General features: G+C 54.4%; 11 protein-coding genes. 5 read left to right on the top strand and 6 right to left on the bottom strand.

All coding sequences use genetic code 11. The annotated features are described in order from the left end of the window. Window positions 1-499: 499 nt before the first annotated feature. On the bottom strand, window positions 500-3031 hold the full coding sequence (locus tag H5P30_RS08605; protein WP_185692542.1) for a DEAD/DEAH box helicase: 2532 nt from the start codon (window positions 3029-3031) through the stop codon (window positions 500-502). Window positions 3032-3327: 296 nt separating this feature from the next. Between H5P30_RS08605 and H5P30_RS08600 the strand changes: the two genes are divergently transcribed. Then, window positions 3328-3810, top strand: a complete 483-nt coding sequence (locus H5P30_RS08600; RefSeq protein WP_185692541.1) for a hypothetical protein — start codon at window positions 3328-3330, stop codon at window positions 3808-3810. Between the two features lie 65 nt (window positions 3811-3875). Here the strand turns inward: H5P30_RS08600 and H5P30_RS08595 are convergent, their stop codons facing one another. From H5P30_RS08595 to H5P30_RS08585, 3 genes are read right to left on the bottom strand one after another with little or no spacing between them, the layout of a single operon-like run. Beyond that, a complete protein-coding gene (locus tag H5P30_RS08595) occupies window positions 3876-4709 on the bottom strand; it encodes a type II secretion system protein (protein WP_281388034.1) in 834 nt (277 codons plus the stop codon). Beyond that, window positions 4706-6067: a hypothetical protein gene (locus tag H5P30_RS08590; RefSeq protein WP_185692539.1), complete on the bottom strand. Its 1362-nt coding sequence runs from the start codon at window positions 6065-6067 to the stop codon at window positions 4706-4708. Before H5P30_RS08590 ends, H5P30_RS08595 begins: the two co-directional genes overlap by 4 nt. Further along, entirely contained in the window at window positions 6067-7146 is a 1080-nt protein-coding gene (locus tag H5P30_RS08585; RefSeq protein ID WP_185692538.1) for a PEP-CTERM sorting domain-containing protein, read from the bottom strand. Before H5P30_RS08585 ends, H5P30_RS08590 begins: the two co-directional genes overlap by 1 nt. Before the next feature lie 303 nt (window positions 7147-7449). Between H5P30_RS08585 and H5P30_RS08580 the strand changes: the two genes are divergently transcribed. Next, window positions 7450-8133 carry a DUF2293 domain-containing protein gene (locus H5P30_RS08580; RefSeq protein ID WP_185692537.1) on the top strand — a complete coding sequence of 228 codons (684 nt, stop codon included), beginning with the start codon at window positions 7450-7452 and terminating at the stop codon, window positions 8131-8133. Between the two features lie 188 nt (window positions 8134-8321). Here the strand turns inward: H5P30_RS08580 and H5P30_RS08575 are convergent, their stop codons facing one another. Next, window positions 8322-8510, bottom strand: a complete 189-nt coding sequence (locus H5P30_RS08575) for a hypothetical protein (RefSeq protein ID WP_185692536.1) — start codon at window positions 8508-8510, stop codon at window positions 8322-8324. A 225-nt stretch (window positions 8511-8735) separates the two neighbouring features. Here H5P30_RS08575 and H5P30_RS08570 point away from each other — a divergent pair, with 225 nt between their 5' ends. Continuing rightward, the gene (locus H5P30_RS08570; RefSeq protein ID WP_185692535.1) at window positions 8736-9722 is read left to right on the top strand and encodes a helix-turn-helix transcriptional regulator; all 987 of its coding nucleotides are present in this window, start codon (window positions 8736-8738) and stop codon (window positions 9720-9722) included. A 43-nt stretch (window positions 9723-9765) separates the two neighbouring features. Here the strand turns inward: H5P30_RS08570 and H5P30_RS08565 are convergent, their stop codons facing one another. Next, entirely contained in the window at window positions 9766-10692 is a 927-nt protein-coding gene (locus H5P30_RS08565; protein ID WP_185692534.1) for a helix-turn-helix transcriptional regulator, read from the bottom strand. A 273-nt stretch (window positions 10693-10965) separates the two neighbouring features. On the opposite strand from H5P30_RS08565, the gene H5P30_RS08560 reads away from it, so the two are divergent. Together H5P30_RS08560 and H5P30_RS08555 are read left to right on the top strand one after the other, a co-directional pair. Beyond that, window positions 10966-11775, top strand: a complete 810-nt coding sequence (locus tag H5P30_RS08560) for a PIG-L deacetylase family protein (protein WP_185692533.1) — start codon at window positions 10966-10968, stop codon at window positions 11773-11775. A gap of 125 nt (window positions 11776-11900) precedes the next feature. Next, the gene (locus H5P30_RS08555) at window positions 11901-15173 is read left to right on the top strand and encodes a hypothetical protein (RefSeq protein ID WP_185692532.1); all 3273 of its coding nucleotides are present in this window, start codon (window positions 11901-11903) and stop codon (window positions 15171-15173) included. The last annotated feature ends 9 nt before the right edge of the window (window positions 15174-15182 follow it).

Below are 15182 nucleotides of genomic sequence, written 5' to 3'. Positions count from 1 at the left end.
ATGCTCTCTCACGAAACGCAAATCGAGAGCAGGATGCTCTCGCTACTTTCTCTCCCCCACCGCAAAGCACTACCCCGCTACCAAACAAAAGTAGTGAGAGCTTCCAGCTCTCTCACCCTACGCAAATCGAGAGCAGGATGCTCTCGCTACCTTCTCTCATCCACCGCAAAGCACTACCCCGCTACCAAACAAAGTAGGGAGAGCTTCCAGCTCTCTCATGAAGCGCTAATCGAGAGCAGGATGCTCTCGCTACTTTCTCTCCCCCACCGCAAAGCACTACCCCGCTACCAAACAAAAGTAGTGAGAGCTTCCAGCTCTCTCACCCTACGCAAATCGAGAGCAGGATGCTCTCGCTACCTTTTCTCACCCCCTCCGTAAAGCACTACCCCGCTACCAAACAAAGTAGGGAGAGCTTCCAGCTCTCTCACGCGACTGAACGGCTCCCTTCTCCACACTCAAATCGGCAGCTAAAGCAATCCCGATACTAAAAGACCCCGCATCAGCTTTCCAAAAGCTCGACCAAGGATTCCAGGTTCATCACCGACTCGGAGTCCCCTTCCCCGCCAAAGAGATTGCCGAGCAGCTCCCGTTTCTCGTCCTGCATCTGCAAAACTTTTTCCTCTACCGTCCCCGTTCCAATGAGTTTGATCGACTGCACCTTACGGGTCTGGCCAATCCGGTGGGCTCGGTCGGTAGCCTGCGCCTCGGCGGCGGGATTCCACCACGGATCATAATGAACCACCGTATCGGCTCCGGTCAGATTCAGCCCGGTCCCGCCAGCCTTTAGGGAGAGAAGGAACACCGGAATGGACTCGTCTTCATTAAAACGATCGACCAGCGCCTGCCGATTTCGGGTCGAACCGTCGAGATAGGCGTAGGCGATGCCCTCGGCCTCCAGGTCCTGTCGGAGCCACCCGAGCGTCTTCGTAAACTGGGAGAAGACGAGGAGACGACTGCCGCCATCCATCGCTTCTTTGATAATTTCCATAAGGCCCTCGGCCTTCGCCGACGCCTTCCGGGGCAGATCGGGATTGAGAATGCGTGGCTCCGCCGTTGCCTGACGCAGACGCAACAGCTCTGTCCAGAGTTCGGCGGTCATCCGGCCGCCCTTGGCCCCGGCGGCCCGAAGGGCGTAGAGGCGCTGCTCGGTCTTGGCCCGGATCTCTCGGTAGAGGCTTTCCTGCTCGTCGCTCAGGGCTACGAAACGTCTCGATTCCCACTTCTCCGGAAGATCGGTCAGCACCTCGGCCTTGGTCCGGCGGAGAAGATAGGGGCGCACTTGCGCCATCGTCGTTTCGACATCGAGCTTCGACGTCGGCCGCCGCCCGCCGAAAAGAGTGGGCAGGGCGAAACGACCAATGCCCGCCAAGTCGGCAATCGAGTTCTCGATCGGCGTCCCCGTAAGAGCGAAGCGAGACTCACCCTGCAGTCGACGAATGACGCGTGCCGTCTCGGTCGAAGGATTTTTGAAATGTTGAGCCTCGTCGGCAATCACCGTCGAGAATTCCGTTTTCAGGAACAAGGCTCGGTCGGCCCGGAGAGTTCCATACGAGGTCACGATCAAATCGTTGCCGCCCAGAGACGGAAAATCGAGATCCCGCGATGCCCCACGGTATCCATGCGCACGCAGCGAGGGCAGGAACTCGCGGGCCTCGTGCACCCAGTTCTCGACCAGCGAAGCCGGGCAGATGACCAAGGCCGGTTTGGTCGCGGTACGGGCGAGGGTTCCCAGCAACCCGAGACTCTGGACGGTTTTCCCGAGCCCCATCTCATCGGCCAGCAATCCCCCGAGACGGTTCTGGTGTAGATTCCAGAACCAAGCCACTCCGATCTTCTGGTATCCACGCAGTCGCGATCCGATCGAATCGGGAAGATCCGGAATCTCCACGGCATCCGGATCGCGCAGACGCTTCACACTCTCCTTCCACTCCTCAGGGGAAACCCATTCGGGGTCGATCTCCGACAGCGTTTCCTCGACCACGGGCAGGGCCTCGCCCTTGACGCGAAACTTGCCATTGGATTCGGAAAAAGAGGCAAAGGGATCCATCGCCCCGCTCGCCGCCCGAACTTTCTCTTTCAGCTGGCGTACCTCCTCTACTTTCTCCGGCTTCACCAGATAAACGCGCTTCCCGGACTCGACGTGCGATTTCCCTTTGCGCACGGCGTCGAGGACCTCTTCCTCCGAGGCCCCCTTCCAATCGACGGCGACCGTATATTCACCCTCATTCTTTCCGCTCGCTTTCACCGAAATCTTCGGCTCGAGATAGCGGATTTTGGACGTGCGTTTGCGAAAATTGTCCGTCGGCTTCAGGCGCCAGCGATATTCAATGTCATCGCCGTGTTTCGCTAAAAATTCCAACACCCTCGCTCGATCACGCAACCACCATTTGCGATTGGACGGCTCCAGTTTGAAGCGGTCGGACTTCACTCGCTCCCGGACCTCCTCGTAGGCGGAATGCTCGGGAGACGGCAACTGAATCGCCAGAAAATGCTCCGATCCATCGATCGTTCCCGGAGTGACTCCCGAGGACTCTTCCGAACGCACATTCCGCGCCGAAGAGGCCGCGGGTTTCCTCACCGCCGGCTTCGGCTTCGCTGCCGGAGAGGGTTGCCCCTCCTTACTCTTGCGCGCCTGCTCGGCGAGCCAGAGCAACGGTTCCGAAAAAGCCTGCAAAGGCTCGTCAGACCCGTGCATTTTAAAAATCGGCTCCCCACCCGCCATCGATCGCAACTCCTGCAGACGCTCGGTCGAAAGCTGAAGAATACTCCCCGGCCAGCGTCCACACCAGTTCTCCAGCATCCACAGCACTTTGGCGGCCCCCTCCGAGAAGGCATAGCCCGCTCCCCGATCAAGATTTTCCGGCGCCACCGACTCCTCACCCACCCGCAACTCCAGCTTCACCACCGCTTGGCCACTACGCTCAATGGCCTTCTGCAGATTCGGTGGAAGGACCAACTGAGGGCGCAATTCCTGCCCATCCTCGTCAAGTTGAAGTCCTCCCGATTGTCCTACATTATCCTGGTCTGCCATACCCTTCTGGGAATGCACCGTCGTCGCTTCATGGACAAGGGAATTCCTTGGGAGAAGGAACGTAGAGAACAGGAGATGATGCGCGGAGCGAATCTTCGAAACGGCTCTCCCCAATCAACTCAGCCAAGAGAGCGCCTCCACCGCAGCACCCCCCCCCGACTACCGACCCACGGACTACCCGACTCACCGACTCACCGACTCACCGACTCACCGACTCACCGACAAAGAACAGACTTTTCACCCGCCTCAAAATTCGTTAATTTGAAAGTCAATTTCATTTGCACCCTTCGACTGTCATGCCCACCCCTCAGTTTTCGGACGAACCCCGCACCCTCGATCCCAAGGGACGCAACTACCGCCTCCCCCTCATCATTCTCTTCGCCCTCCTCCTCATCGGAGTCGTCGCCTACATCCCCCTGATGAACGCCTGGAAGGAAGAGCAGTCCCACCTCGCCGAGCGTGGCCAATACCAAGGCGCCCTCTACACCCTTGACCTAGACGGCCAAGAAACCTCCATCGAACTGGCCTGGGCGGGTCCTCACCTCGCCGTGGCCATGGACGCTCCCCCCACTCCGGAAACCGTCGTCCAAATCCAAGGAAGCTTCGGCACCGAAACCCTGACTTGGAACGACGAATACTCCGTCTTCGGCCCCACCGAAGCGACCCTCGATCCTTACGGGCATCACAAAGTCAAACTGACCTTCGAGTCCGGCGACGAGGTTCTCTGGTCCGGCAAACTCTGGGCCTGGGGCATCCACTCCCACGATCATCACCACTGATCGGATCGGCAAAATCCCGTAGCTTCGAGCTCTGCTCGATGAGACGGGACGCCATGAGCTCTCACTCAATAAGCCCTCTCTTCCTCGTAATTCGGATTCCAATAGCCATTCCATTCAATTGGACCAAACCAACCGACCATGAACATGGAGTTGTCGTCTCCGTAAACATTGTGCGCGATAGACGCTTCGTTTGGTTCCTCGAAAGTCACATGGCCATCTGCCCAAGCGACAAGAGCCTCCCCGTTGAAACGAAAATGCACCGTCGGGGTCATCACTGAACGCAAACGTCCTCCACGCGATATGGATTTATAGGGAGCACTCGTACCCGTCTCCACGATTCCTCCGTTTTTCACTAAAGCTGTAGAAGTAAACATCACCACTCTCGACGGTTGATCAATATAGTTGCGGCGACTCCCGCTCGCCCACCAAGGCGTCAGGCTTCCCCTTTGTGCATTCCGATCTACCTTCTTATCCAATTGAAGAGGATCCCCACCAACATAGGTAGAATTGTAGCCGTAACCTCCCGTCCCCTCATCGAACTCAACTCCCTCCTCGGACTCGACATACTCTTCAAGAACAGGACAAAATCGAACTCGGTTCCCTTCCAAGTATTCGCTTAGGTAACCTCCCTCTCCGGTAAACTTTCCATCATCACCTCGGCGTCCATGCCAGTGGATATCGTCTGCGACGTTGGAATTCGGCGCAAATCGACCGTGATCGGCCGCGTACATCTGATTCGCCACGGCCAATTGTCTAATATTGCTGGCGGACTCTCCTTTGTGGGCCTGAAAGCGTACCTTTCTCACGGCAACCACAGAAATCGAACCTAAGAGGCCAATCACCGCCACGACGAGGAGCAGTTCAATCAAAGTGAATGCTGAAACTCGGTGCCTCCTCATTCCGCCTCCTCCAATCGGACCCGATAGAACCGGGGAACAGCCAGCAATTCCGGCACCTGCACTCTCACCTCCTGAAGAACTCCCACGCTTGCTTGATCGGCCATCCATATTTCTTCCACTCCCAAAACTTCGTCCACTGCTAAAATATTTTCAGCATCAAGCGGACCAAACTCCGCTATTCCAAACCAAGCCTCCGAATCCCGAAGATCCTCCGTCATTTCGACAACGTAGCGAACATCCGAATTTCGCTGATCGCGGCGAAAGCGGAAATACAATCCTCCATCTTCATCGACTTCCATGCGAAAAGGCGGCTCGGAGTCGGGCTGATTCGGGTTCAATCGAAAGGCATACTCCCCAAAATTGCTAATCCCATCTCCATCCTTATCCAACTCAGGACTCAAGTTTTCATCCCCAGTCCAATCCTCGAAAGAAAGCTCCTGACTAATCAGACCGAGCGCATCGATGTCAGCCCCACCACTCCCATAGGTTGGCCACGCATCGTAAATTGGATTCCCCAGGCTATCCAAAAAATCGCCACTGCCCGGAATGTCCACAATCCGAATATATCGGATATCGTCCAGATCCACGAGTCCGTTAACCACCGGATCGGTTCCCTCCAAATCCGACAGATCAAACGGAGTTCCCCAACTCCGCTGATAAGCATTGGCGTGCTTCCCGACGAGGTTGTAGAGCTTGGTGGGATCCACCGAACCGTAGCCCCCGACCGAATCCTCCGTCCCGGAAATCGCGGGAAAACGTACAAACTCCACCCCATTCGTTGAGACTTCAACATAGGCAAGCTCCGCAGAAATCTTCGGAAAATCATCCGAGGCAGTCGCCGCATCGAGAAATCCATTCTCGAAGACAGCGAAATCCGCTCCCGCCAAATTCCGAATGGGCTCAGCAAATCTCAAAGTCAAGGAACCAGGTTCAAGTTCATTATCCAAATCGATTTGCTCCAAGTCTCCCAATGAGACCACTCCGTAGGCGTCTCCGCTGGCTGGGCCCAAAGCCTGACTGGCATAACTCCAGTATGGATCTACCGTAAACTCGTTAAACACATACTCTTCGACGTAATCCGCCCAAGCGAGAAAGAGAGGATTTATCGAGTTCTCAAACGTCGAAAGATCGTCTCCCTCCCCTTCGGTGATCTCATCGTCATCGGCTGTATCATCCTCCGAAGGAGCCTTCGGTGCAACTCCATCCCCAAGAGGCCCTACCCATCCTGGGATAGGAGCATCATAAAGGTTCTCGTCATCTTCCCAAAGCCCGGAATAGGGCTGCGCAAAAAGAGAAAGCTTCCCGAAGAGGACAAGCCCTGCCGCCATCAAGGCAAAATGACAGGGATTGCGTTTCATTACGAAACTCCCTCACGCTTACGACGACGAACGACAAAGACAGCCACGGCACTCAGGAGAAATAAGGCTGCATGCGCGGGTTCCGGCACTTGAACCAGAGAATAGATCCCGTCATCATTCGCAACAAATAGCTGTCCGTCTTCAAAAACGACTTCCCCCAGACGGCCGGAGGAACTGGCGATTTCGGTAGATCCTGACACCGAGAAACCGTCCATGGCAAACTGGACGAGTACCGATGAATTCATGAAGTCGGTCAGAGTTAAATAAAGATCTCCTGCGTCATCGAAGGCGATGCTGGACCCTCCGTATCCAGCATAACCTGAGCTCCAATCATAGGCCAGAACCGCATTGGCGACGGAAAGCGCGTTATTGACCGGATCGGAAATTGCCGAGGCAACTTGGACCGCACTCCACCCATACAAGTTACTGGCTCCATACCCTTGCGCGTAGTAAAGGTTGCCGGCACTATCAAACCCCAAGGGCCCAGAATTGCCCGCGACCGTTCCTATTGAAGTAACACCACCAATGATCGCCCCATCGGAATCTGTATTGGCATAACTCAAATCTGTCCCGCCCGACGAACCACTATCGATCCACAACGAGCTTGGATTCGCAGCGCCCCCAGAAGCCAAAGCATAATTTGGGGTCTCCGTAGCACTCCCCAACGAGTTTGTGGAAGTGTTATAACCTCTCACATAGTAGCCAGGAGAGCTAGTGCTATAATTAAAATAAACCGTATTGTTCACTGAAACGACACTCGCTCCATTGTAATACACTTTTCCATCCGAAGGAGGCGAGAATACAGAAGAACTACTCACTCCATCCCAACGATAAACTCCACCCATCAGATAGCCCGAAATCGCGGTCATATAGTAAAGATTTCCATCAGCCCCCGTTCGATACGACACGATCGCGTCTCCACCCGTCGAAAACACCTCACTCGCCGAATACCCTCCCGACGTGCTCAACTGTCCCATCGTCGGTGAATTCAGAACGACAGCAAGGATGGCCGCTACGGAAATACGAATGCGCGACCGGAAAACCCGGGCGATCGGAAAATAACTAATCTGATGGTTCATAAATAACCTATTTCTTATTGGCACTAAGTTGCCATTAAAATCAAACAATCTCCGTTCCTGTCAACCCAAGTATGGGGCAATTTCCCAACCAATCGGCTATTCATGAAGAGAACCACCCAAAACAGAGCAGATTTCCCATCCGCCCCTCCTCCATACGACAAAATACCATCCACTTTTCCTTTACCTGCCTCTCCGGTTTGCTGTCCGTCCTTTAGGCCGCTTTGCGTAAGATTGTGACGCAATCCATCCCACCATAGCCCACTTCCGCATTGAAATCCACCCCCCTCCCCGGCACCAAGGGGAATGCCCGAGACGATCGAAGTTCGCCCCTCCCCGAAACCGCGTCACGTCTTCACGGTCCAAGGGAATTTGCTGGCCGTCCCCGCGGGCTGGGAACTGCTGCCGCCCGGCGACGCGGCGCTGAGTCGCCGCATTAAGGCGGATGGTCCGCACTGGATCGTGAAGGAGAAGAAAGGCCGGAAGGTATTCTCCCGCGGCATCTGGGCCCCGGCGAAGCGGATCGAGGCTCTACGCCTCGCCCTGGAAACGGAACGCGCGGATCCGGCCTACACCCGCAAACTGGAACAATCCCGCGCCCGACGCGCCCGTCAAGAATCCGCCTACCAGGAAGATTTCAAGCAAGCCCTGATCGACTATCTCGGCTTCCACCCCCGTTACGAATTGCTGGCCAAACGGCTCGCCGACCTCATTGGAAATCACGCCACCCCGGTCGGCAGCGGCACCGTCGCCCGCACTCAGCGCATCCCCATCGAGAAACGCGCCGAGGCCGCCACCATCGCCTGGCTCCGCCACCAAACCACGGCCTACGACCACATGCACATCCCCCGACAGAAAGGTGCGCGCCGTGAAGTTCGGCGCATGCTCGCCCAAGAATCCAAATGCCTCCTCGCCGGCTACCGACAGGGCACCCGCATCGATGTGGAAAACTGCCCTTTGCAAAAAGCGCTTCAGACCAGCGATAGATAACAATCCTGGCATCCGCCAGACCTCCGTTGCTCGGATTTCCTCAAACTTCGAACCTAGCCGCCGAAGCCCAGAATCCGCCTGACCGCCGACACAGGCTGGCAGCCTGTGGTACGTTTTCACAGTGGAAGGGTTGCTTTCAGCGCCCTTCGCTGCCTCTCAGCAAAAACCATAACCCGAATCCGCAAGCTTTACACTGATTGCCTCTGCCCCACCGACAGATTGCCGCCCTCACTCGAGGGAGAAGGAACGCCGAAGACTTCCGGCAGCCCGACCCCATTCAGAATCAGATTCCAGGCGTGATAGTGTTTGCGTAGTGTAAATGAAAGGCCAGCTGGCGCTTCGAAGTGATTCGTGAGAATGTGAAGGCTCGTGTTCATTTAGTTACTTATTTCCGACTCTTCATCCCCATTTTCTGTCTCTCCATGGGAATCCCATCTTTCGCGGTTCAGAAATTGAGTCACACGATTTGATCGGTGCGTAATTCTGAAACCACCCGCCGACAATAATGTTGCAGAGGCAACCCGGAGCAGAGAGAAAAAGAAACGGCTTGGTTCAGGGCCAAACTTGAAATGCTCAGATCCGTGCCTCCCTCGCAAACACCCATGCCAAAGCCCTCCGCCCGAAAATCAAGCGCCCTCCGGACCGAGCCCGCCGGGGAAAGTCCAGTCGACGTTTCCGCTTCGGAGCCAGATTCGATCTTGCAGCCGATCTGCGAACTAATGGGGAAGATCCCCCCTCCCGAGAGCCTATTTACCGGCCTAAAAGTCGAAGAGTCCGAGGCTCCCAACAATATCATTTTTTTCGAGCGAACGGATGTATCGGCGTTTCGTCCCGAAGGAGTGAGCAACAACTTCCACCATCGATTTGAGCTCGTTCTGGCTCTACAAGGAAGCGGCCCTGTGAGGATCGGAGGGAACAGCTATCATTTCTCCCCCGGCAGCTCCGCCCTCATCTTCCCCAACCAGTTTCATCACTATATGGATGTCGAAGCCCAAAACCTCGACTGGCTCTTCATCACCTTTGACATCGCTCATTCGGATTTTCTCGCTCCCCTACAGGACACCCCCCGGCATCTCGACATCGAGAGTGCCCACCTCCTGCAAAGAGCCCTCAAACCGTACACTCGACCCGGTTCGCAGCGAAAAGACACTTTGGCAATCTCCTACCATCTTTCCCGCTTCTTGCGGCATATGGTCTCCCTCCCTGGGATCCCCCCGGAGCAATCCCATTCTCAGACACCGGACCATTCCCGGGACGTCATCCTGGAACAAATCAATGATTACATCCGTAACCATTTGTCTGATGCTCCAAGCCTCTCCGATCTTGCCCAGGAACTGGGATACTCTGCAAGCTACCTACGAACCATCTTCCGCGATAGTCTGGGAGTGAGCCTCGGCCGATACATCCGGGAATCCCGACTATCAGAAGCGGCGAAGCTCCTCCAAAAAACGACCCTTAGCGTTGGCGAGGTGTCCGCCCGCACTGGCTTTGAATCTCCGTTTGCCTTTTCCCGTGCGTTTAAAAACGCCTACGGGATGCCTCCAAAAGCCTATAGCCAAAAAGTAGGAGATCCTGCCGAGCGCCACTGAATCCCCTCAGGATCATAGGCCGCAAAAGCGCCCCCGTAGGAATTTAACGGGTAGGCACCTCGAATTTGAACTCTCCCCGTAAGAGTTTCTTTCTCAACTGACTCGGAGCCAACCCCACCCGCCTTTTCACAAACCGGGAAAAAACGGGCAGCGATCCAAATCCGGAACGCTCCGCCACCTGAGATAAACTCAAACGTGAATCGCGCATGAGAAGCATGGCCGCGTGCAGCTGGTAATTTGCACGGAACTCACTCGGGGCCACGCCCATCACCTTCTCAAAGCGACTGCGTAAGTATCGCAGCGATATGTTTGCGCGACGAGCCACCTCCTCCAAAGACCAGTTTTCGTACACAGATCTCACAATCAGCTCTTCCACCCGGCTCGTCCATTCGTCTCCCATCTCCCCTGAATCTTCCCGTTCCGATTGAGGGCGCGGGAGGGCGATCTTCCCATAAGACTTCAGTCGCATAAGCAAACGCTCCAAAGTCGGCAAGATCTCAGACCTCCGTTCATCGCTCTGGACGTCGCTCCCCCAGAGCCCCGCTAGCTCAACCCAAAGCGAACGGGCAACGTCGTCAGGTCTCAAAGGACGATTTCGCAGCTCGGAGAGAAAACTGCCCCCCTGCACGACCTCGAAAGTAATGAAGAGCCATCTCAAGCGTTCCTCGTCCATTTCATAATAGTCGTGATATTGGTAAGGGGCGACCAACAAGGCTTCTCCTTCCTCCAAAGACACTGCCGCCCCGTCCAGAAAAACCTTCCCCGGCTTCTCGATCACATAGGTAAGCACATAGCGATGGTGCATGCGATTCTCCAAAAGGTTCTGGCGGAGCGATCGTCGAGAGGTTCTTTGAAAAATGAGAAGGTTGTCCACCAAGACCCGGTCCGAAACACTCAACCCCCTGTAGAAATTCGTCGGATCCTGGATATGACTCGGAAACTGGCGATGAATGCTAGTGAGCTCGGACATTCCGAAATAATCAAAAAAACATCCGATTCAGACAACAAAATTCAGTCGAGAAAAGACTAACATATAAGGATGCTCGCGAGCCATATAGTCGATTGCGCAAAGTCTGCGGAACGATCCAATTCCGTGGAAAGTGCGTTTCCCCATCCCACATCTCCGCAGTCGAAACTCCCTGTCGGTGCGTTGAGCGAAAAGAAGAGTCTATTGGCTACCTCCAACTCCATTTCGTCGATCCCCCAACATTCACTCTGAAACACTAACTTCCCCTAAAATTTTGTGAATCCATACCTAAAATTCGTTCAAGAGATTCAACAATCGGTTGAATCCGCTCGCAGTCTTTCCGTTTCTGGAAAAACGGAGGTCCATCCGAGCCCATCCAAAGCACTGATCTTCGCGCCCCATCCGGACGACGAATGCATCATCGGCCTGCTGCCCCTGCGGCTCATGCGAGAGGCTGGCATGCAAATCATCAATATCCCGGTAACCTTTGGCAGCAACACCGACCGACGATCTGGACGGGCCGACGAACTCAACCATGCTTGCGCCTATCTCGGCTGGGAAGTCTATCAGCAACGCAGCGATCTCAACAATCTAGAAGTCGAAGATGTCATTGCTGTCCTCGAAAAGTTCTCTCCAGAGATCATATTTTTCCCTCACGTCGAAGACTGGAATTCCCGTCATATTTCGACCCACCACCTGATCGTGAAAGCTCTCAGCAAGATGAAAGACTTTTCTTGCACGGTCATCGAAACCGAATTCTGGGGAGCGATGGACACCCCAAATCTCATGGTCGAAGCGAGTGCCGAGCTAGTCGCCGATTTGGTGGCCGCCCTCTCGCTCCACACCGGCGAAGTCGCCCGCAACCCATACCATCTCCTCCTTCCCGCTTGGATGCAGGACAATGTCCGACGCGGAGGTGAACTTGTCGGAGGGCAAGGCGGAGCGGCCCCCGAGTACTCCTTTGCCACCCTCTACCGTCTGCGCCGGTGGGAGAACGGAAAATTTAACGAAACGACAGTAAACCATAAACTTCTATCACTTAACGATCCTCCGTTTGCGTCCTTGACCGAACGGATTTCCTTGTAAATTCCGAAGTCACTTTCGGCATCTCAACCGACCTTGGAATTGGGGCCCCACCCAACGCCTTGGTCTACCTACGTGGAATCGGATCGTTCTTCAATCGCCACTCTTCAACTTCTCTGCTACAGCGTATGCCTAGAAAAATCACCCTTTCTCAAGGATTCCGATCCACAGACTCTGGCTTTGCACTCATTATCTCGCTCAGCTTGATGTCCTTCATCCTCCTGCTCTTGGTGACGCTGTCGACCTACCTATCCGTAGAGACAAGCAGCGCCCAGACAGAACAGCGCAAGATGGAAGCGCGCGAAAATGCCGAGCTCAGTCTGCTTCTCGCCTTTGGAGAACTTCAGAAATTTGCAGGCCCCGACCAAACGGTCTCAGCCCGCGGAGACATCACGGATGCAAATGCGGAGAACCCTCATTGGACAGGAATCTGGAACGCGAGCAACACCACCGCTTCACCGGCCTGGCTGATCAGCGGCAATGAAGGTAAGTCTCCCAGCGACCCCGACTACCTGGACTCTGACTCTACCGTTTCCGATCCGAATGCCCAATTTGATTCCGTTTGGCTGGTGGACGATCAAGATCCCACGGCAACCCAAGCCGAACGGGACCGCGTCCGCGTCAAAGCTCCCACAGTGGAAATCCCGAACCCCAGCGGAAACACCGCCGGTCGCTACGCTTACTGGGTGGGCGATGAGGGAATCAAAGCCAAGTATAACATCATGGCTGAAGACAACCTACCCACGGATAGCCAAACCGGCTCACCGACTACCGTTTCCTACCAGTATGGCATCAATCAAATGGATACCGTTTTCTCCGGCCAAAACGTTGAGGAAAATGCTCTCATCGGTGATGCCAAATTCCGCGAAGATCTCTATTTCCTCACCGGAAACCGGACCGTTTCCAAAAAGCATTTTCACGACATCACGGCCGCGAGCCGGGGACTGCTGGTGGATACTCGTAACGGCGGATTTAAAAAGGATCTTACTTTCGCCTTCGAAGACAACAGTGTCTACGAGATGGAATTTGGGACGGCCGCGGACGGTCCGGAACGATTTTTCGTCGATGGACTGGAGAATGGTCAAACCGGCTCTCCCACCGGTCCGAACTGGGATATTCTCAAAGACTATTATAACCTATATAATACGGCCACAACCGGAACATTCGAAACGATCGTGCCCACACCCGGGCTCGATACGGACCTGCGAAATGGCTTTAACCCCTACGAGGGCAACTCGAAAGGGGACGATGAATACCAGCAAAACAACCCTGTTCACCCTATACTTTCGCGCATCCAGTTCATCTTCAGTCTTCGAACGGAGTCGAACGATGATGGCAACTATGACGTCTATTTGGATGTAAACCCAATTTTCGGACTCTATAATCCTTACAACATCGAGATTTCGAACCGAGTCTACGCCATTTACTTTTACCTCAAGCCTACGGTCACCCTCACCGTCGGAGGCAACAGTTATACCAAGAGCTTCAAGGATTTCGACATCGTTGATGACAAACTGGATAATTACATGATTTTCATTTTGAACACTCAGAAGGCTGACAGTTCCGGCGACAACACGACCTCCTTTCTGCCTGGGGAAACGCGCCTGTTCATGCCCAAGGACCGGACCGACTGGATTACGGGATGGCAAAAAACGAATTGGCTACGCAATACTCTATCCCCCAACGGAGCACTTTCTCTTAAATTAAATATCGAAGCCAGCAAAGGCGAACAAATCCAAGTCACCAAAATCGACATAGGCGAAAGAATGTTTCTCAACCTTCGTGAAGGTAAGGATAAAAACTCGGGCATGTGGAAAGATGCGAAGTCAACCAGCCCTTACTTCAAAAGTATACAAAGAATCGGGAACCTCTGGCAAAAAGGAAGCAATCTGAGCCCGGCTACTTTGAATAACCCGATGGGCAACCAAGCAGCCGAAAACTTGGTGGGCGGATTCGACTTGGCCAGCTGGGTCTACAATCTCCAAACTACACGGGATCCGTACGGACTTCGCAATGGCATAGACAGCAATCTCCGACCCCTTGTAGGTTCATCCGATTGGGACGGCTTCACGAGTGGACAAGGGAATACGACCATGAGCGGGTTTGCCGCGCAGGGCGACCGTGGACTCGAGAGTAGCATTAGCTTACCCCAGACCGTCAACAATGCCCGGTATTCCGTCCGCTGGGGGAACTCCATCGGAACCACTGGTGCCGGCAACGTCATCCTTTTCGACATTCCACGCGAGCCATTGCTCTCGCTGGGTGCCCTCCAGCACGCCAACCTCTCGCGATATAATCACGATCCCAGCTACATCGCCGGCAACTCTTATGCAGATCCCCGCATTCCCATGGGCATGTCCGTCAATGAAGACTATGACGGTCAGAGCGGACTCGACATCTATGACCTACCTTATCTGGTTAATGAGAAACTCTGGGACAGCTACTTTTTTTCTTCGATTGATCCTGGACTGACCAAAAATCAGCTCACTGAGACGGTCGATGAACAATCCTATGGTAATAAGCGCTACCTCTTTACGAAATCCGGCCAAGAGATCCTCGACGAAGGCATCTTCAACGGTGCCAAGACTCAACTGGAGGACTATCACGCCTGGGCCTCGCAACTCATGATTAACGGATCGTTCAATGTCAACTCCACCTCTGTAGAAGCCTGGACCGCTATCTTGAGCGCCATGCATGATCAGGATCTTCCCGTCTACGACCCGAATACCGGAATTCCCACCTCCGAATCTACCGAGACCTTTTTCACCCGACTCAATCTCCACTATGGGAGTGCCTTCAAGACGAACGACTCGACCACCAACGACAATTTTTGGCGCGGATACCACGAACTCTCTGCTACTCAAATCCAAGACTTAGCAAATGAGATAGTATCCCAAATTCAAGCACGTAGACGCCCATTTGGATCCATGGCTAATTTTGTCAACCGCAGTCTCCAAGATACTGTCTCCGGAACCGATGACGAACAGCTGAGTGGCATTCTTCAACAATCCCTGGATCAGACGGTCAACGCCAATATTTCGGCATCCCTATCCGACACTTTTTCGGGAACGCAAGGCCCCTCTCCATTCGTAACCACGGTACATGGTTCTCAAAGTGCCGGAATGACGGGTCATCTCCTCCAAGGTGATATCCTTCAAGCACTAGCGCCCATCCTCACCGCTCGCTCAGATACTTTCGTGATTCGCGCTTACGGAGACTCCCGCAATCCGATAACTAGCAGCATATTGTCGCAAGCCTACTGCGAAGCTGTCGTTCAGCGCGTCGCCGAACCGGTGGAAGGAACCCCCAACTCAAGTGCCGATCGAAATGACCCTCCCGGACAGTTTGGACGCAAGTTCAGAATCGTCGACTTTCGCTGGATCACCCCAGAAGCAATTTAGTCTCATGGC

The sequence above is a fragment of the Puniceicoccus vermicola genome, assembly GCF_014230055.1.
GTDB lineage: Bacteria > Verrucomicrobiota > Verrucomicrobiia > Opitutales > Puniceicoccaceae > Puniceicoccus > Puniceicoccus vermicola.
Note: the sequence above shows the minus strand (reverse complement) of the source record. Positions and strands in the feature narration are given on the sequence as shown.